Here is a 19667-nt window from a genome sequence, read left to right on the forward strand (position 1 = left end):
GCTGTATATTTGTTTCTTTCATGTCCATTTTAAAAAGATTTAATTTGTTAAAAAAGTATGTTTTTAGACCATTAAAAAGTATGATTGTTATTGTCGGGATTACTTTTTTGTTACTAGAAATTGTTTTGGCTATTTATATTCGTGTTCAGGAAATTAAGATAGAATTGCCCACATATACACTTAAAAACACACAGAATTTTTGGTTTGATTTAAATGAAGATTTTGGAACATTGCATCTGCCTAATGATTCCTATCAACAAAAAAAATATTGCTTTGATGTAGTATATCATTCCAACTCAAAAGGTTTTCGCGATGTAGAACGAGAAGTTAATGCTTCTTCAAACCGTGTTGTTACTTTAGGAGATTCTTTTGTTGAAGGGGTTGGTGTAAATGTAGAGGATCGCTTAACAAATTTACTGGAAAAAGATTTAAATATTCCACATTTAAACTTCGGTTTAGCGGGAAATTTTGGGCCTACACAATATCTGGTAATGTATAATACCTTAGCGAAAAAGTACACGCACGATGCAGTTTTAGTAAGTATTTTGCCTGCCAATGATTTTATTGATGATGATTATGAAATTGGTTTACGTTTTGGTAGCAACAGGTATCGACCATTTTTAAAAGATACCTATCCAAATTATGAATTCGTATATCATACAGATAGCATTCATAAGTCTAAAGCACAACCTAGAAGGCAACGTTTTCTTTATAAAGCACTAAAGAATTACACGTATTCTTATAACATGTATCGCTACTATCGTGTGATGCGAAATGTGCGAGCTATTCCAAAAGATAAATTATTAGCTCCTTCTAAAGTACCTAGTTATTTCAATTTTTCAGAAGCACAACTTTTTAGGATGCGATATTGTATAGAAGAAATTAAACGTTTGGCAGGAGATCGCCCGGTAATGGTGTATACTATTCCTATTGCTAAAGAGATAAAAGCGTATCGAGAACATAAAGAAAATCCGCTTGGTGAGCAATTAAAGAAAGTGTGTGATGCAGTAAATGTAGAATATTTAGATTTATTGCCACAAACAGAAAGTTTTTCAGAGGAGGAGTATGAAGCACTATTTTTATCCTGTGATGGTCATTGGAGTCCATCAGGAAATGCCTTTGCGCAAGAACAGATTTCATCGTATTTTTCATATTATAAAAACAAATGATATTCCTTAAAAAATACCAAGATCAATTCGGGCTTTTATTGTTGTGGCTTATCATTATTTTAGTCATTAATCCGATTGGTGATTTTCCATTAAATGACGATTGGTGTTATGCGAAATCTGTAAAAACATTATATGAAGATGGTTATTTAAAACTGTATAATTGGGGCGAAATGACTTTGGTGAGTCATGTGTATTGGGGTTATTTTTTTACTAAAATCTTTGGTTTTTCGTTTACGATATTGCGTTTTTCTACATTAGTAATGGGATTTGCAACGATATTAGGCGTTTATCAACTTTGTAAACTGGCCAATGTTTCGCGTTGGATCTCGCTATTTACTGCCGTTTTGTGTATGGTGAATCCTATTTTTCTGTCGCTTTCTTTTTCATTTATGACAGATGTACCTTTTTACTGCCTAACTATCTGGATTCTTTATTTTTCCAGTAAAGCTTTAAAAACGAATAAATGGCAACCAATTATTTGGGCATTATTTTTATGTATTTGGGCCTTTTTAATTCGTCAATTAGCAATAGTTTTTCCTATAGTGTGGTTGTTAACAGTAATTTTATCCAAAAAAATAACACTTAAAAACAGTATAAAAGCAGTTGCTCCATTATTCATATTGCTTCTTTTTTCTTTATGGTTTTCCTATTATATGGAAGCTAATGGCTTACTGCAAGAGCGATACAATTCTAAGTTTAATGTGTTAATAACTAGCCTTAAAAATATAAACTTCCAATTAATTAAGCTTACAACAACCTACCTTCTCACAAGTATGGCGTATTTGGGCTTTTTAATGGCACCATTATATTTTATTTATATTCAGAACAATACATTTAAAGGAGTAAAAATAGCAATAACGATTTGGACAGTTTTAGTCATGGTGTTTATTGTAAAAATGAATAAAGTGCTTCCGAGTTTGGATAATATTTGGATAGACTTTGGAGTGGGTCCAACAACTTTAATAGTAGATAATACTAGTGACTTTACGCAAGCACCTTCAAATAAAGCACCACGTCTATTTTGGCTACTAATTACCGCAATTGGTGTTTTTTGTAGTGTAGCTTTATTGTTGAAATCCAGAATAATGCTACTCGCTATTTTTTATAAAAAAACAGTTTCACCTATTGTTATTCTTGCTTTTGTATTTGTAGTTGTGTATTTAAGTCCGTTTCTTATTGTGGGTGTTTATGATAGGTATTTACTGCCTTTATTTCCTGTTACTATTCTATTTTTATTTGGAGATAAGAAACTAGGTCTTAGTAAAACATCTAAATATTTTACAATGCTATTTTTGGGTGTATTAACTTGGTTTTCGGTGTTTGCTACACACGATTATTTATCTTGGAATCGCGTACGTTGGCAAGTATTAGAAGGATTGCAAGAAAAGGGAGTTTCTATCAATCATATTCAAGGTGGTGTAGAATTTACGACTTGGCATCATTTTTCGGAAACACAAGATGCATGGTGGGAAAATATAATTCCTATATATACTTTAGTATTTAATCCAAAAAAAGATGACGTAATTGTTGGTGAACACAGCTATACTAAATGGTTTCCTGGAAAAGGAAAGATATATGTGATTTATGATGCTAGTTTAGATAGTTCATTAAACTAAAAAAAAGGAAAGTCTAGTTTTCTATAATTACTTTATTAAATAAATATTCTCCAATAATACGGTGTCCATTATCATTGATATGAAGATCGTGATCCCAAAAAACTTTTTCATTGGCTTGTTTTAAAACCGGTGTTAAATTGAAGTTTTCAATAGCTTCGGTATTTAGCCATGTAATCAAAGAATTTGTTATATGTAAATTGGTGTTTATGTCTTTTTCGCTAATGGTATAGTTTGCCTTTATTTCTTCTTTAAAAGATGCATTCGTTTCTGTTTTTGAAGGCAATAAAGTAACAATAAGCCTAATATTTTCTTTTTCGCATAACTGTTTAATGGCTAATAGATATTTCTTTGCAATAACTAAAGCTTTTTCTTTATCGGTTGGAAAGGATTTAAAATATAAAGTTTGATCTATTCCTTGTGTTAAAGGAAATTGTTTAGCGCCTATAGCTAATATTCTCTTTTTTAACCGCAAGTTTAAATTTTTATAAATAGTATTAAAACTTGTTCGGTTGTCTTCATATAAAAAAGTTTCCCTAAAATCGTTTCCTGTAAAGATATTAATAAGGTAAATGTCGGGTTTTAAATAACTATATTTTTTGATAAAGCCTAAGTAGTTTCTAAAGGTATAATATGCGGTTCCACCATTAATACCATTATAAATAGTTGCACTATCTGCTTTGTTTAAATGTTTTTCCCAAACATTAATAAAAGACTGATTATTATATCGTAATGCACCATCTGTATGGGAGTCTCCAGTTACTAAAATACGATACTCGTTTTCCTTTTTTTCTAAAATATCATGGTCTTCCCTAAACCCTAAATTGTTGGTTCTGCGTTCTCCATTAAATTTTTGATTAGGTTTCCCCCAGTTTTCATACACTTTAATATTTGGTTTGTGTACAAACATTGCTGTAGAGTCATATTGTAAATAGGCAACATGGTTTTCTCCAGTAAGTTTAAAAAAGGTTTTAATTCTTCTTACCTGAGAATAATAAGCTACCGTTCCAACAATGCTAAGAAGTAGCAGTAATACCAAAGCGTTAATGGATAGTAGACGTAAAAATTTCATCAAAAAAGTTTGCGCAAAGTAAATAAAAATATAACAGAGTCTATACTTAAAGCGAATATTTGTAGCTAAAAGTAATTGTAGCATTATTAATTTATTTAGTACATTTATACACCTAAAAACGCAATATTATTATATGATATTTAATCATCAAAAATGGAAAGGGTCCTTATTAGCCGATCAAGAAAAGTATCAAAAAGCAAGTCCTTATCCACATATTGTATTTGATGATTTTTTAGAGGAAAAAGCAGCAGAAAAAACATTGGCAGTTTTTCCAAAGATAAAGGAGGAAGGATGGATTCATTATGTGCATGTGAATGAAAAAAAGCATGGACTAAATAAACTAGACTTAATACCTGAGTATATTAGAGATGGTCTTATTGCCGAATTGAATTCAAAAAAATTTATAGCTTACCTAGAGGCGCTTACCGGAATTTCTAATCTTATTCCAGATACGACTATTGAAGGAGGTGGTATTCATCAAAGTGAACGTGGTGGTTATTTAAATATTCATGCCGATTTTACGGTACATCCACATAAAAAAACTTGGAGAAGAAGAGTGAATGTATTGGTTTATCTTAATAAAGGATGGGAAGCTTCTTATGGTGGAGATTTAGAATTATGGGAAAAAGACATGTCTGCATGTAAAGTTACCATTGCGCCAATATTTAATAGGATTGCTATTTTTAATACCGATGAAGATTCGTATCATGGTTTCCCAGAACCAATTACCTGCCCAGAAGGAGAAACACGAAAATCGATAGCACTATATTATTTTACCGAAGAAAAGCCGGGTGCATTTAAAAGAAGATCTACAAATTATAAAGCCAGACCAGATGATGGTTTGAAGTCCGTTTTTATATGGTTAGATAAAAAAATGATAGCACTTTATAGTTGGTTAAAAGGACTGTTAGGAATAAATGATGACTTTATTAGTAAAGTTTTACATCTTTTTAGCCGAAAAAAAGAATAGTTATTAGATTGTGCTTTTTTTGTCGGTAAGCTTGTAGATAAACAGTGTTACCCATTGCGAAATACAAACACTTAATAAAACACCATATATTTCATAGGTTCTAATTAGAATTAAGATAAGAATGAAATTAACAACAAATCCGATGCAGTTTACAAGGATTATTTTTCGTTCTTGATGCTTTTTCATGAGTTTCATAATGTCTAAAGTATAAAAGAATGAAGGCAAGGCAATCAGCCCTCCAATACAATAATACCAAGAATGGAGTTGTAATTTCACAAAGTATTCCATTACGATATATATAGCAAAGCAACCAATACTCACCAAAGGTACGGCAATAATATAAAGTTTTTTTTGCATTTTTTTTACAACATCATCCGATAGGCGATAGAGATGTTTTGTAAACGGAATAATTAAATAGGCAGACAAAGCTTGTAGCATTAAAAAAGCAGTAATAAGTAATTGATATTCAGATAAACGTGCTTTAGGAAGATAAAAGTCAATAATATAAATATCTATTTTTGAAGCAAGCCAACCGCTAAGGCCTAATAAGAAGAAAGATGCTCCAGCTTTAAATTCGTTTAAAGAGATGGTAAAAGATAATTTTTCTTTCCAGAGTTTAAGCGCAATAATCAAGCATATTATTTTAGTTAAAAAAGCAAGACAATACCATTGTAAAAAAGATTCTAAGTTAAAGGAGGTGCTTAAAAAGATACCACATATAATTGTGATAAAACTTAAAACTTCGGCAATTAACTGTGCGCTAAATACTTGGTGATATACCACTAGACTATCCATTGCATTGTATAAATGCATCAGTACTACCATTATAACAGCAAGTAAAGCTATGTTTTTTGGGAAAAATATAAACAATAACAATGCATAAGGTAAGAGTAAACTTCTGCTAAATAAATTAGAGTAAAAGGCGTAATATATTTTAGAAGGTTGTTTGCTGTATGCGCGAATTAGATATTCTCTATTACCCCAGCCTATAGAAAATACAATAAAGAAAATCCAAAGCATCACATTAATCAATGTTCCCCAGTTTTCTTTGCCAAAAAACTTAATTCCTAGAATGGCAATCAAAAAATTAAACACAGGACTAGCAAAGCCTCGAGCAGTATTTAGTCCTATTGTTATTATTCTATTCATGATACAAATCTAAATATGAAGATACACAAGCATTTTTTGCGTTTAAAAGTACGCGCTTTTTTTTGTTTTTGGTATTGCGTATTCGTGTACTACAAGCTGTAATTATTTCTGTTTCGGTAGTGCAAATTTCCCATTCAGCCATTGCTGTTGCAATGCCAACATTATTAGATACAATTTGCATTCCTGAATATAATGCTTCAGAGAAAACAAAGCCAAAAGACTCATAAGAGCTTGTATGTAAAAAGAGTTTTGCCTGTGCCATTTTTTGTAAAACTTCCGCTCGTGGTAGCTCCCCAAGAAGTGAAATTGTATTCTCAAGCGCTGCTTCTTTGATTTGCTTGTTTATCTTATTTCGCTCTTCTCCTTCACCAATAATAGATACTTTAAGGTTAGGGAATTCTTGTGTCAATTTAGAAATTATCTTTATAAAACTAGTGTAGTTTTTTACTCTATTAATGGAGCCAACACCTAAAATATCGATGGTGTTTTCTTGCAGTTCAGGAAATGAAGATGTATCAATATCCCAAGGAATACACTTCGATTTTAGCTGGTAGTTTTTAGTTATAAGCTCTTGATGGTTTTTAGAGAGAGAAACCAGTGTTGCGTTAGTGTTTTGTAATCGCTTTGCATACGAGTTGCCCAAACTAGCATCTTGTCCCATTGCAGTTACAATATGTTGAATATTGTATTTGGTTGAAAATTTTGTTCCTATCATTGCGCATTCACCAATCCAAAAGCTATGAATTGTAGTTATAGGATGATGATGATGCATAGTTTTTAATTTCCGTAAAGCTTTTTTCCAAGTCCATAATTTATAAATACGCTTGTTTTTTCCGTGTAAAGGAATCACCGAAATGCCATTCCATTTATAAGGTTTTTTAGTAAAAGGAAATTGAAAGGAAAGCAATGTCATTTTGCTATTAGGCAATGCTTGTTTAATACTTTTAAGATACACTTGTAATGCAGGAATTACCGTAGAGTCGTTTTCAGACCTTGCAAATCCTGGAGTTAAAAAAACGATATGTTGATTTTTTGCCTTCAAAAAAACGTTGCTTATTCTTTGTAAATTAATGTTTTATAGTGTCTAGGGAATGCCATTCTGTATTAGAAAACACTAAGTCCGTTTCTTTAATCAATTTAGGGTTTTGTTTTAAATTTTCAAAAGAGATGCGTGTTCCGTTAGTTTTGTAAATGTAAGTGTATGCTTTTAAATCGTTATAAAGATTAGTTGTTTCTTTACGGATTTTATTTTTAAATAGCGAAAAACCAAATGTGTTTTCCAAGCGTAATAATACTTTATTAAAAAATGCAGAAGGAATATTTTTAAAATACATGTTTTCATTTAAAAAGCTATAATGAAAAGAAATGTATAAGGTTGGATAATTTACTTTTTCTAATGCTTTTTTAATGGTTGGTAAAATTCTAAACTCTGCACCTTCAACATCTATTTTAATGAAATCTATATGTTCAATTTTGGCAGATTCTAAAAAATCAACTAGGGTTGTAGTTTCTATTTCTAGCGAATTTTCTGTATCGCGTTTACGCTCTAAAATACTGCTAGACGAAGCGCCATAAGTTTCACGAGCAGACAAACGCAAGGTTTCTTTTTTGTTTGAAATAGCTGTTTTATAGGTTTTTATTTTTTTAGCAACATCTAGATTTAACGCCACATTATTATTTAATTCCTTAAAGCATACTGGGTCAGGATCTATTGCGTGAACCATTTTTGCAGTTTTTGCAGCATATAAAGTTAATACACCGCTCCAAGCGCCAATATCTAGTACAATAGAATTTTCGTTTATAAAATTATTAAAAATAGCAAAGGTATGAGGTTCCCAGTCTGTAGCATTTATATGCGCCCAATAATGTTTGTTCTGTCCTGGGTCAATTTGAAATGTATGATTTTTAAGCTGTACTTGCATACTAAAAAGTGTCTAAGTCTGAATAGGTAAATATAAAGTCTTTTAAATTGATTTTCGGGTCAAAATCTAAGTATCCAACTAGCCAAGATTCTTTAGGTTGTACAATTGTTTGCAGTTGTTTTGCCATGATAGAATTTGAATCCACTTGAAAAAGGAGTTCGCTAATACCTAAGAGAAATGCTCTTTGTTTTAGTTTTATAATTGCTTTTTGTAGTGCTTTTTCAGAAGGCGCATAAAATTGTCCAACATGAATAATTGCTTGAATTTTCAACCAAAAAACACATCCTTCTAGTACTACGCAATAGTGACTTTTAAAGCTGTTTTTATACTTAATGAAATCTTGTGTAACATGCAGTTGAAATTTTTCTTTGTCATTAGAAGTTAACTTTTTTAAGGCATCTTGTGAAACGTTTTGTTTAAAAAAAGGATTATATAGGTTTGTGGAATTCAATTTGTTTAATAATTTCCCAACAGGTAACGTAAAGATTTTTATATGAAATCGTTGCATGTGTTTGTGCTCTTTCCAACCTAGTTTTTTGGTGCTATAATAAGTGTTTTCACTATGAAAAGCATACACATATTTCATGTTGTTTTCCTTCATAATAGCATAGGCAAGTTTTGCTAGTTCATAGTGCAACCCTTTTCGTTGATGCGCTGCTAATGTATAAGAATCGCAAGCATGAGCTACTAGAATTTCGGAATCCTTATTCTTGAATTTTTGTGGAATTGCACCGTAAAAAGCAACAGGGATTTTGTTGTGATAAGCAATGCTACAGATATATTTTACGCCCAAATATGAAGTATTGTATTTGTTTTGTAAGTAGCTTAAGGATACTTTCTTTTTAAATACTTTCCAAAAAAGCTCCTTAATAGCTGGAAAGTCACTTTTATCTACGCGTTTTAGACGATATATTTCTTTAAATATCATATTTTAAAAATAAGAACCTTTTAATAAACAAGCCAATTGCTGTTCTAAAGTAATGTATGGATTCATAACAAAACGATTTTTTAATGCTTCATTTTCTGCATGAGATTTTATATTATAATCTACCAATAATACTTTTTTATATCCTACTTCAAGACAGTATTTGGCTAATTCTTCGGTGTAATAGCCAAAAGGAAATGCAAATTCTTCAATAGGTTGTTGGCAAATGTTTTCTAAACTTTTTTTGCTTTGTAAAATTTCTTCCTTTGCTGTTGCTACAGAAATATTTATCAAACTTGCATGTGTTTTAGCATGCGAGCCAATGGTGAATAAAGGGTGGTCTGCAATTTCTTTAATTTGATCGGGAGACATTAATTCCCAATATTCGTTTAGTTCTTCTTTGGGCAATGCGTTCCAGTCTTCTTTAAAAATATCATATAGCAATGCAATATCTTTGTATGTAATAGTTTTGGCAATGTTTTTTAAGGAAACATTTTGATGTGTAAATTCGTTTTTCTGGTTTTTTATATATGCTTTATCTTGGAATACTACTTCTTCTTTTTTAGTGTGAATTGAAACTAAATCTAAAAAATCTGCCCATAAATATGGCGCTTTTTCATGAATTGTAGTGATGTAAAAACAGGCAGGGACTTTATATTTTTTTAATATAGGAAGTGCATTTTGGTAATTGTTGAGAAGACCATCATCAAAAGTAATAGCAATATTAAGCGTGTTTTTTTTGAATTTCTTGGCATAAAAATCATCTAAAGAAATTACATTGTAATGGGTTGAAATGTGTTTTATAAAAGCTTCAAAAAAGAATTTAGAAATAAATCGACTATTGTATTTGGTTTCTCCAATACTATCAATACCATGAAAAACTAAAATACGTTCACCATACCTATCTTTAAGCAGCCATTTTTTTAGACCTATTTTAAATAGCAAAATTTTATAAAGTAAACCCAAACGATATTTTATTCGCATCCAAAGCATAAGTGTTTAGTTTTCTTTTTCGGTTATGATTTCATATAATTTCCAACCACTAACATCTTCTTTTAATGTTTTTAATTGGTAATGTTCTTTAATGTAATTCCAGTTTTTTATTGGGTTCTTATCTTTCCATTGTACTTCAAATTTTTCCGGATAAAAAAGCACAAGGTCTTTCGTGTTGAAATCGGTATAACGTTCTAAATATAGATTTTTGTAATTAAAATGCATTCCTCTACCTTGTAAAGAAAGATCAACATCAAAACTATATAAAGTCTTACCTTGATATGGAGCAACCATTGATACGATTTCTTTTTCTAATAAGGTTCTTTTATAAATAGGTGAAAAAGTTCTCATCCAAAATAATAATTGAAGCGCAAATGCTAATCCAGCAAAAGGTAAAGCGTATTTTTTTATCCAATGTATTTTTAAAAGTATAGAGAAGTAAGGATATAGAAATACTAAAACTAACGAAAAAATAAGGCCTAGGATTCTTGGATTTTGAAACGGTATTCCTGCTAAGAAAATTAGATATAAAGCAATGCAAATACCAAGAATTTTCTGCGGGAATTCGATTTGTTTTTTATAGTTTTTTAATGCCACAAACAGTAATGGAACACCTATAAATATAAACCCTGGATGAAAAATAACGTACAGTACATATAATCCATTTGGGAACGGATAGCTTTGAAATCCATCTTGTGTTGTATAACTAGATTTAAAGAAATAAGATGGAGACCACAATTTTAAAAAGTAATTAGAAGTAGCTTCAAAAAGAGCATTCCATTGTAATACTAAAAACGGAATAAATACTAAGCTACTTAATAAAATAGCATATATAACTTGCTTTATAGCTTTTCGCTGTATGGCTAAATACAATGCATAACAAATAACAGGAAAGGTAATCATTAACGATGCATAACGCGTTATTAAAGCACAGGTAGCAAATAAAAATACAGGAACTAAAGACGTTTGTTGTTTATGTGATTTAAAGAAGTAATAAAAGCAAATGGCTATCCACATAGCAGCAGTTACATCCGACATAATAATTAACCCCATTTTAAAAAAGAAAGGGCAAAAAAGCCCAAAAACAAGCACGTATAAAAAAGGATATTGTTGTTTTGGATAGAGTAGTTGTATGGTTTTTAATATATAAATACAACCAATAGAAAGACTAATACTACTTAAAAATTGAAGACCAAAAGTAGCACTACCAAAAATGAAACCAAAAAAAGCTGCAATACAAGGATATAGAATTGGCCAAAAAAACGTTCCAGGATGTTCCCCTCCTAAAAGATAGGATTGAATAGCTTTTGTATAGCGAAGGTATTCATAAGAATCCTGACCATAAAGACCATCAAAATTTAAAAATCGGAGAATTAAAATACCTAATAAAGGAATTGCAATAAATACAATATTTAAATTGGAAGGTTTTGTGATTTTTCGAAATTTCAATGGTAGTTTTGTTTTGCGCATATAAATATAGTTGTTAAATTGACCAGGATAAAAAAAACGACTCTTTTTTTGTCGACTGGATGATATTATATGATTAATTCAAAAAAAATAATTGTTGTTTTACCAGCTTATAATGCTTCGGAAACACTTCAAAAAACATACGAGGAAATTCCTTTTGATATTGTAGATGAGGTGGTTTTAGTAGACGATCATAGCACCGATAAAACACTAGAAATTGCTAAAAATTTAGGCTTAAAACATGTTTTACACCACAAGCATAATAAAGGCTATGGTGCAAATCAAAAAAGTTGTTATGATAAAGCATTGTCTTTGGGTGGTGATATTGTTATTATGTTACACCCAGATTATCAATACACACCAAAGCTTATTCATTCTATGGCATATTTAATTGCTAATAATGTTTACCCTGTAGTTTTAGGGTCTAGAATTTTGGGTAAAGGCGCTTTACGAGGAGGAATGCCAATGTATAAATATATAGCAAATCGTTTTTTAACCTTATTTCAAAATATTGTTATCGGACAAAAATTATCGGAATACCATACCGGTTTTCGTGCATTTTCTAAAGAAGTGATACTAGCATTGTCTTTAGAGAATAATTCAGATGATTTTATTTTCGATAATCAGATGCTTTGTCAAATTTTTAATAAAGGATTCGAAATTGCTGAGATTACTTGTCCTACCAAATATTCCAGCGAAAGCTCCTCTATTAATTTTAATCGAAGTATGACTTATGGATTGGGAGTCCTAAAAGTTTCTCTGCAATATTTTTTACATAAAAAGAAAATAAAGACATTTTTATTATTTAAATAGTAAGTATCTTTAAAAACAAATAAACACGATCATTTTGAAGCGAAAAAAAATTCTTTTATACAATCCAATAGCCGTTTTTTTTGATATGCCACTGGCGTTAATAGCAGTAGGATCTGTATTAGACCCAGAAAAATATGAGGTGATAATTATTGATGGGAGAATTGATGAAAACCCAATGGAAACGATTAAAAGCCATTTGGATGATACGATATGTTTTGGATTAACAGTGCTTACCGGGAAGCCTATAAAAGATGCGGTAACGGTAACACAAGCAGTAAAAAAGCTTAAAAATGATTTACCTATTGTTTGGGGAGGTTGGCATACTTCACTATTTCCAAAGCAAACGTTAATAGATGAGATAAGTATAGATGTAACAGTACAAGGGCAAGGAGAAGATGCATTTAAAGAATTGGTGGATGCCTTCGATAATAATACAGATTTAGCTGCTGTAAAAGGAATATGCTATCGTAATACGGAAGGTGAAATTATTAAAAACCCTCCAAGAACTATTGTGAAAATGGATGCCTTTGCGAATGTTAATTATGAATTGATTGATGTTGAAAAATATTTTGAAAAGAAAGGAAGAAGACAACTAGATTATATTTCTTCTACGGGATGTTTTTTTAGATGCTCTTTTTGTGCTGATCCATTTGTATATAATAGAAAATGGACTGCCGTTTCGCCAGAAATTATGGTGGATAAGTTAGAAGAATTGCACAAGAAATATAAATTCACGGATGTCAATTTACAAGATGAAACGTATTTTACCTATAGGGATCGCGTTATTGAAATATCGGAACGTATTATAGAAAAAGGCTTAAATTTTACTTGGGCAGCTACTATGCGAGCAGATCAAGGCTCGAGAATGACGATTGAAGATTTTAAAATTTGTGCAAAATCTGGATTACGAAGATTGTTAATTGGTGTTGAATCTGGTTCGCAGGTGATGATGGATTGGCTAAAAAAAGATATCAAATTAGAGCAAGTTTATATGTGTGCCGAACGTTGCAGAGATATTGGTATTGCTGTTCAATTTCCTTTTATTGTTGGGTTCCCAGAAGAATCAGACGAGAGTATTACAGAAACGGTTAAAGTTGCTTTAGAGTTAAATAGTATGCATCCTAATTTTAGAACTCCAATTTTTTACTTTAAACCATATCCAGGCACAACCATTACAGATAATGTAGTGAAACAAGGTTATAAATTACCAGAGACAGTGCATGAATGGTCCGATTTTGATTTTGTAGGTTCTACTGGCCCATGGGTTAGTAAAGAGAAGTATGATTTTTTTGAAAAATTTAAATTCTACTTAAAATTTGCCTATTCTAAACAAAAAGTAATTTATTTGCCTTTACAACTATTGGCAAGGTTGCGATGTAAATACAAATTCTTCAATTTCCCAGTCGAGAAGAAGTTAGTAGATACCTTTTTTAAGAAGCAACAATTAGCATAATCTCGATAATTGATTTTATATTATTTTAAAAGCCCTTTTGTTGTTAATGCTGTAAAAACTCGATCGGAAACAAGTCTTGCACCAGATTCATTAAAATGGAAATCGTCATAAAAAGATTCCGTTGTTTTTGGTAAGTCTAAATCTATAAATTCTACGTTGTTTTGCTTACATATGTTTTTTAATTTTTCGTTAAAAATCTCCATACCATGATACAATGCTGTAGTGCTATAAAAACCATTATTGTTTTCAAAACCACTTGTTAGTAGTAGTTTTTCGTATTCTTCTTCTAAATCTGGTTTCCACATAGTAGCTTGTTGGATAAAAATTAAATGTATTCCTTTTGCTTTCGCTAGACGAATTAATTCCAACGTGTTTTTTTCATAATGATTTAAACTTTCTGTTACATCTGGTAGTTCATTAGTTAGTTCCGCATTATGTCTTAAGTTTGTTATAGAAGCTACCGCTTTGGTTAAGTGTTCTTTATGTTTAAGCTGAAATTTTATTTTATTTTTAGCACTTACAGCTAATTTGTATAGCGTTAATTTTTTATGAAAAGGAAGATGATCTTCAGGTGTGTGTTGAAAAGCGAACTTAGTAAGCGTTTTGGTGTCTGAGTTTATATACCTTTCTTTAGAAACTAGTGAGCCTACAAAGTCATTAACCCCTTGCATTATTAAAACGGTTTTAACTTCTTTTAATTCTGGTTTTTCTAATATGTGTTTAAATTGTAATGTATGATGGTTGCTACTGTTTCCTGGTCTACCAAAATTACCAACCCAGTACGTGTCACCTAATTTTTTTTCAAGTAATGCTGGCCATGTTAATTGTTGTGTTAAAGCAAAACATGCAGTAGTACTTCCTCCAAAAACGACTATTTTATTTTTTTTATCTTCTAGGTTAGAAATTGATCGAGCTCCTATTGCATCGAAAGCAATTTCAGAATCCCCTTGAATACCAATAATTTCATTTGGGGTTATAGTCCATGTAAAACCAGAATTTGGAGTCATGGTGTAATAGTCATCAGGAAATATTTTAAGCCAAGAGAGTACTATTTCGGCTATTATTAATAAAATGATAAAAACAAGTCCCATAAATGCTAGTTTTTTAAAGGAAGGAATGGTGATGTATTTCATGTGTTAGTTTTTTAAAAATTGGTATACTTTTTCTGCAACAATTTCTGCTCCAGATTCATTAAAATGCATGTCATCATAAAAGATAGTTTGATTTTTTGGTAATTGTAAATCAAGTACTGGTACATTATAGGTGTCACACACTGTCATTAAACGCTTATTAAAAATTGTCATGATTTTATTTAAAGCTTCGCCTGTATATAAGGGCGTTTTATTGTAATGAGCTCTTGCTGCAAGTAAGGTTTTATATTTGTCGGATAAGTTTTTTTTCCAAATTGTAGGTTGGGTCATGAAAATTATTGAAATATTTCGTTTTCTAGTTTCTTTAATAATTTTTATTAAATTATGTTCATAATGATTTAAACCATCAGTTAATTCTGGAAGTTTAGTAATGGGTTTGGTTTGGTTTTCAAACGTTTCTAAATAATCAAGAGGCCTTTGAGGTTTACTTAAAAAGAGAATTCTCTGTCTTGCTTTTTTAGCCAATTTAAATAAGGTTAGTTTTCTTAAAAAAGGTAATTCAGAATTTGGAATATGCATAAAAGCACTTTTTTTAACTTCTAAATCTGGCATGTGCATATACTTATCTGGAGCGATTAAGTATCCTCGACAATCATTTACTCCAACTAGCATCAATATTGTTTTTGTGTCTTTTAATTCGGGTTTATCCAGAAGGTGTTGTAATTGAAGTATATGATGATTACTACTATTTCCGCTTCTAGCAAAGTTGCCAACCCAATAAGAGTCTCCTAGTTTTTTATCCAATAAAGCAGTCCATGTTTTTTCTTGAGTTAATACAGAGCATATTGTTGTGCTTCCGCCAATAGCAACAATCTTATGTTTTGCCTTTGCATAATCTGAAACAGATCGCGAACCTAGAGCATCGTATCCTATCTCGTAAAATCCTGAAATCCCATCAATTTTACTTGGGTTTTCATTATATTTTTGGCTCGTATTTGGTGTGTTGGTATAATAATCATTAGGTAGTATTTTAAACCAAGAAAGTACAACTTCAGCAATTACTAATAAAATGATAAAAACAAGTCCTGAAAAGGCTAATTTTTTTAAGAATGTTATTTTTAAATATTTCATTTTAGTTATTACTGTTCATGCTTTGATTTAGAATATCGATACCAAGAAAAAGGCGAGTCTTTTTTACCGAGTATCTTGTTTAGAACGTTCGTTTTTTTTTGATATAAGATAGTAAACCGATCTAATTTATCTATTTCATGATGAAAATAATGCGATGCCATTTCTGGAAAGCCTAATTGTGTATAATATTGTATTGTTCGTTTTTTTGCAACGACGAGTTCTTCTTTCTTGTAAAAGGGACTATCTATTATATGAATTTCCCCGTTCGGTTTTAATAGTTGTACTAATGCTTGCAATAATAAATTAAAATCTTGAAAATATTGTATGCATCCATTAAGCGTTATAACATCAAAGCTTGTTTTATAGCTTTTGGAAATCGTAAAAATATCGCCATAAGCAAATTGTAAATTATCTTTTTTAAAAATACGAGATGCTTGCTCAAGCTCTTCTTTGTTTACATCTAAACCTAGAATATTGTTGCTTGCATTTATACATGCTATTTTATGAGAAAACCATCCGTTACCACAACCAAGGTCTAGTATGTTTAAAGGCTTTTTTTTAAGTGAAATATATTGGATAAAGCGCTCGGTAGATTTTTCTCGTAATGGCCATTCGTAACGATTTAAATAGGGTAGAATCGCCACTTCATTGTCGGTAAGAATGCGGTTTTCTTTTTCTCTTACGGCGATGTAAATATTAGAGAAACTAGAAAGTTCTTCTGTTAAATATAGTACCTTGTTTTTTGTTTTTAAAGGAGTGAAATTCATGATTATTTATATAGTTTCATTCCCGTTTTTGCTATAATAGATTTTGTTTTCAGCTTCAAAGAAGAGAGTCTGTTTTTTTCTTTTCCTTTTAGTAATTCTTTATTGTAGTTTACTTCATTAACAATTCGTCTTACGGCAAAATCATAATATTTTCGAGAGTAGGTTCTTTTAAAATCTATTTCTCGATCTGTTGTTGTTTCCCAGTTTGGTTGTACGGTTATTTTGTTTTCAATTTCATTGTATAATGAAGTTCCTTTTATAGGATATGCAATAGTAATTGTAAAATGTGTTGGGTTTGCTGCTTTTAAATAGGAGATGGTTTCTCTAATGTCTTCTTCGTCTTCTCCAGGATATCCAACCATAATAAAAGTACCAGTTTCTATGCCTAAAGCATTGGTTTTTTGAATGGCTTCTTTTACCACATTAACGTCTACACGACGATCCATGGCATCGATAATTTTTTGAGAACCAGATTCGGCACCAATCCAAATTCTAAAACAACCGGCTTCTTTTAGTAATTGCAATATTTCATCGTCTAATCTTTCTGCTCTAGTGATACATTCAAAAGGAATAATTGCATCTTGTTTTAATACTTCTTCGTGAAAATTTTTAATCCATTTATGGCTAACGGTAAATACATCGTCTACAAACCAAATACTATCTGGGCTATAGGTTTCTTTCAGCATTTTTAACTCTTGAGCAACCATGTTTGCAGGTCTTCTTCGGTAACTTTGTCCGTATACCGCAGTGCTACACCATTTACAAGTATAAGGGCAACCGCGTTGTGTGCTAATAGTCATGGAGCTTTTTCCATGATGTGTTTTCCAGGTGTCTAAGTATTTTTCTACTGGAATTGCCGCTCTATTTGGTAACGGTAAAAGCTCGAGACTTTTCATTTTTACTCTTGGTGCGGTTTTTTTAACACTTCCATTTTCTAAATAAGCAATTCCTGGTATGTCGCTATAATTTTTATTATTAGCAATAGCTTGATATAGCTCTAATGTTGTTTGTTCACCTTCCCCAATAATTAAAAAGTCGACTCCTGTGTTGAGGTAGTTTTCGCAATTATAGGTAATATCTGGTCCGCCTAAAATAATTTTTGGGAAACCGTATTTTGCATCCTTTTTTAAGATATTTACTAGTTTGATAACATTAATTTTAGTCATCAAATTGGTGTAAATTGCAATGGATTTCGGCTGTTTTTTTTCAATAAAATTTAATTGTTCTTCTTTGGAGTAAAAGGTAGTGTCATACAAGTGGTTTTCTATATGATTTTCATTTAAATAAGCAGAAATATATAATAGGCCTAACGGTGCATAAGGCCTCATGATTAGTTGCTCTTTTGGGTCTTCTAATAAATAATAGGCATGTGTTAATATAATGCTCATTATGCTTGGTTGTGTTTCGCTTTTGTTGATAGTTCTATATAAAAATGATCTGCATATTTTGCCCAGAATTCTCCTGTAATTACACTATCAATACTTTTAAAAATAGATAATAAAGGATTTTTTGCCAAAATTGAATTTTCAAGATAAGAAGGAGGAATCGTAATTCCAATGGGTTTTATTTTTTCTTTTTTAAATAAAGTGCTTGTTAAAGATAAAATGTCTTTTGGATTGTAGTACCATGTTTTTACAAATATACCATCCACATTCGCATCTACGCTTTTATCTGTATTTCTTCTTTTTGCTTTTTTAAAATCTCCTTTTAATGAAAAATAGATTTGTTCCCAAATGCATTGTTTTGGCATTAATACTAGTATTAATTTTCCGTTAGGATTTAATAATGTATTAGCGGTATTGAAAAAATCTTCCAATTGTATTTTAGATAAACAGTTTAAGCCACCGAAATTAGAAAAAATAATATCAAACTTTTTAGTAAAGGTTTGTTCGGTTATGGTATTAATATCTTGAACAGTAAATGTTATGTTTTTAAGTTTCGTTTTGGCTTTTGCCACATTAATCATCCCTTCAGAAATATCTGTAGCATGTACTTCGTGCTCAAGTTTAGCAAATTGAATAGCATCTTCTCCAGTGCCACAATTAATTTCTAGAATTGAAAGGTTTTTTTCGGAATGAAGATATGGATCTACATTTTTAAATACTAGATTACGTTGTGCTTTACCAATATTGGAAAATGTAAAAATATCATCGTATTTATTTGCTGCTATGTCAAAATCTGCTTTCATTTCTTACTTTGAAATTATTAAAGTTCCTCTTTGGTATTTCATTATATCTTCGATGTTTATTTTAGGATTGTAGTTTCTTAAAATATCGGAATGTATCTGTGTTACCTCTAATTTTATTTTCTCTTTATAATTTTCGCCAATAAAATCCAATACCTTTAAATTCTCTTTTTTACAAAGCTCAAGGTAATATAAATAGGATAGCCTATTGGTATATGCTATCGAGTTTCCTGCCCAAAACTTCCAATATTTATTGGAGTATTTTAAAAAGTTAAACTCAGAAATAGAAGAATCTTGAAAAAAGCCAGGATTTGTAAAGTGATCTATAAAGTTAATAGTATGCACACAAAATTGATCTTTCAGTAAAACTTCTTTTTTGAATTTAAATAGTTGCTCTAAAATCTCTGGAGGAACATGTTCTAAAACAACTTGTGATGCAATATAATCGATTTTTTTAGAATATTTATACAGCGTTTTAAAAGTGTATGGAGCGATATATTCAATATTTCCTAGGTTGAAAACAGCTTCTAATCGAGTGGCTTTTTTAATCGTGTTTATTTTTTCTAGAATTTCTTTTTTTGTGTAAATACTTTTAGACACAATTAATTTTAAAGCTTCTGGATGGTCTAAATAATGGACTTGTTTTTTTAAAGTAGAAAATGAAATGTCTTTTGTAATGTCTACAGTAATAATTTTTTGAAAACCTAATAAGGACAATACAATGGATGAAATTAAAGAATATCCAGTACCAAAATCTAAAGCGGTTTTGTTTTTAGTAAGGTCTATGGAGCAGTAACTAAATTTTCGTATACACTCATAGGTTTGGTATATAGCAACATTGTAGTGATAGTTTTTATTTAAAGTTGCTGGAATATGATTTAGTGCATCACCAAGTTTTGTAAACGATAATGTTTTTTGGAGTAGCGCTTTTACTTTCCAGTTCATAA

The 19667-nt window shown here is 30.7% G+C and carries 18 protein-coding genes; 5 read left to right on the forward strand and 13 right to left on the reverse strand.

The genetic code is table 11. From position 1 onward, the window contains the following. Positions 1-80 precede the first annotated feature (80 nt). Both ACVC3Y_RS08275 and ACVC3Y_RS08280 read left to right on the forward strand, forming a co-directional pair. Positions 81-1169, forward strand: a complete 1089-nt coding sequence (locus ACVC3Y_RS08275; RefSeq protein WP_452226611.1) for a hypothetical protein — start codon at positions 81-83, stop codon at positions 1167-1169. Continuing rightward, a complete protein-coding gene (locus tag ACVC3Y_RS08280; protein ID WP_452226612.1) occupies positions 1166-2785 on the forward strand; it encodes a glycosyltransferase family 39 protein in 1620 nt (539 codons plus the stop codon). The genes ACVC3Y_RS08275 and ACVC3Y_RS08280 overlap by 4 nt, the downstream gene beginning before the upstream one ends. A 13-nt stretch (positions 2786-2798) precedes the next feature. On the opposite strand, the gene ACVC3Y_RS08285 is transcribed toward ACVC3Y_RS08280, so the two are convergent. Further along, the gene (locus tag ACVC3Y_RS08285; protein WP_452226613.1) at positions 2799-3854 is read right to left on the reverse strand and encodes an SGNH/GDSL hydrolase family protein; all 1056 of its coding nucleotides are present in this window, start codon (positions 3852-3854) and stop codon (positions 2799-2801) included. A gap of 133 nt (positions 3855-3987) precedes the next feature. On the opposite strand from ACVC3Y_RS08285, the gene ACVC3Y_RS08290 reads away from it, so the two are divergent. Further along, the gene (locus tag ACVC3Y_RS08290; RefSeq protein WP_452226614.1) at positions 3988-4824 is read left to right on the forward strand and encodes a 2OG-Fe(II) oxygenase; all 837 of its coding nucleotides are present in this window, start codon (positions 3988-3990) and stop codon (positions 4822-4824) included. Between the two features lie 3 nt (positions 4825-4827). Here ACVC3Y_RS08290 and ACVC3Y_RS08295 read toward each other — a convergent pair whose 3' ends face one another. From ACVC3Y_RS08295 to ACVC3Y_RS08320, 6 genes are read right to left on the reverse strand one after another with little or no spacing between them, the layout of a single operon-like run. Next, positions 4828-5973, reverse strand: coding sequence for a lipopolysaccharide biosynthesis protein (locus ACVC3Y_RS08295; protein ID WP_452226615.1), 1146 nt, complete (start codon positions 5971-5973; stop codon positions 4828-4830). Beyond that, positions 5966-7015: a glycosyltransferase gene (locus ACVC3Y_RS08300; RefSeq protein WP_303422747.1), complete on the reverse strand. Its 1050-nt coding sequence runs from the start codon at positions 7013-7015 to the stop codon at positions 5966-5968. The genes ACVC3Y_RS08295 and ACVC3Y_RS08300 overlap by 8 nt, the downstream gene beginning before the upstream one ends. Positions 7016-7040: 25 nt before the next feature. Further along, positions 7041-7895 carry an FkbM family methyltransferase gene (locus tag ACVC3Y_RS08305; RefSeq protein ID WP_452226616.1) on the reverse strand — a complete coding sequence of 285 codons (855 nt, stop codon included), beginning with the start codon at positions 7893-7895 and terminating at the stop codon, positions 7041-7043. 1 nt (position 7896) lies between these two features. Further along, the gene (locus ACVC3Y_RS08310; protein ID WP_452226617.1) at positions 7897-8823 is read right to left on the reverse strand and encodes a GNAT family N-acetyltransferase; all 927 of its coding nucleotides are present in this window, start codon (positions 8821-8823) and stop codon (positions 7897-7899) included. Positions 8824-8826: 3 nt separating this feature from the next. Beyond that, the gene (locus tag ACVC3Y_RS08315) at positions 8827-9765 is read right to left on the reverse strand and encodes a polysaccharide deacetylase family protein (protein WP_452226618.1); all 939 of its coding nucleotides are present in this window, start codon (positions 9763-9765) and stop codon (positions 8827-8829) included. Between the two features lie 54 nt (positions 9766-9819). Beyond that, positions 9820-11262 (reverse strand): ArnT family glycosyltransferase, encoded by a 1443-nt coding sequence (locus ACVC3Y_RS08320; protein WP_452226619.1) that lies wholly within the window; start codon positions 11260-11262, stop codon positions 9820-9822. A 90-nt stretch (positions 11263-11352) separates the two neighbouring features. Between ACVC3Y_RS08320 and ACVC3Y_RS08325 the strand changes: the two genes are divergently transcribed. Together ACVC3Y_RS08325 and ACVC3Y_RS08330 are read left to right on the forward strand one after the other, a co-directional pair. Then, complete coding sequence (locus tag ACVC3Y_RS08325) at positions 11353-12093, forward strand: glycosyltransferase family 2 protein (protein WP_303422733.1); 741 nt, start codon at positions 11353-11355, stop codon at positions 12091-12093. 34 nt (positions 12094-12127) lie between these two features. Then, on the forward strand, positions 12128-13546 hold the full coding sequence (locus tag ACVC3Y_RS08330; protein WP_452226620.1) for a B12-binding domain-containing radical SAM protein: 1419 nt from the start codon (positions 12128-12130) through the stop codon (positions 13544-13546). Between the two features lie 20 nt (positions 13547-13566). Here ACVC3Y_RS08330 and ACVC3Y_RS08335 read toward each other — a convergent pair whose 3' ends face one another. Genes ACVC3Y_RS08335 through ACVC3Y_RS08360 form a run of 6 tightly spaced genes read right to left on the reverse strand, consistent with a single transcriptional unit; the run spans position 13567 to position 19665 of the window. Next, entirely contained in the window at positions 13567-14679 is a 1113-nt protein-coding gene (locus ACVC3Y_RS08335) for an SGNH/GDSL hydrolase family protein (protein WP_303422727.1), read from the reverse strand. A gap of 3 nt (positions 14680-14682) precedes the next feature. Next, complete coding sequence (locus tag ACVC3Y_RS08340) at positions 14683-15768, reverse strand: SGNH/GDSL hydrolase family protein (protein ID WP_452226621.1); 1086 nt, start codon at positions 15766-15768, stop codon at positions 14683-14685. A gap of 8 nt (positions 15769-15776) precedes the next feature. Then, positions 15777-16535 (reverse strand): methyltransferase domain-containing protein, encoded by a 759-nt coding sequence (locus ACVC3Y_RS08345; RefSeq protein WP_452226622.1) that lies wholly within the window; start codon positions 16533-16535, stop codon positions 15777-15779. Between the two features lie 2 nt (positions 16536-16537). Then, positions 16538-17923, reverse strand: a complete 1386-nt coding sequence (locus tag ACVC3Y_RS08350) for a B12-binding domain-containing radical SAM protein (protein ID WP_452226623.1) — start codon at positions 17921-17923, stop codon at positions 16538-16540. Then, positions 17923-18723 (reverse strand): class I SAM-dependent methyltransferase, encoded by an 801-nt coding sequence (locus ACVC3Y_RS08355; RefSeq protein WP_452226624.1) that lies wholly within the window; start codon positions 18721-18723, stop codon positions 17923-17925. Before ACVC3Y_RS08355 ends, ACVC3Y_RS08350 begins: the two co-directional genes overlap by 1 nt. Positions 18724-18726: 3 nt before the next feature. Then, complete coding sequence (locus ACVC3Y_RS08360) at positions 18727-19665, reverse strand: hypothetical protein (protein ID WP_452226625.1); 939 nt, start codon at positions 19663-19665, stop codon at positions 18727-18729. Between the last annotated feature and the right edge of the window lie 2 nt (positions 19666-19667).

The sequence above is a fragment of the Lacinutrix cladophorae genome, from assembly GCF_053604645.1.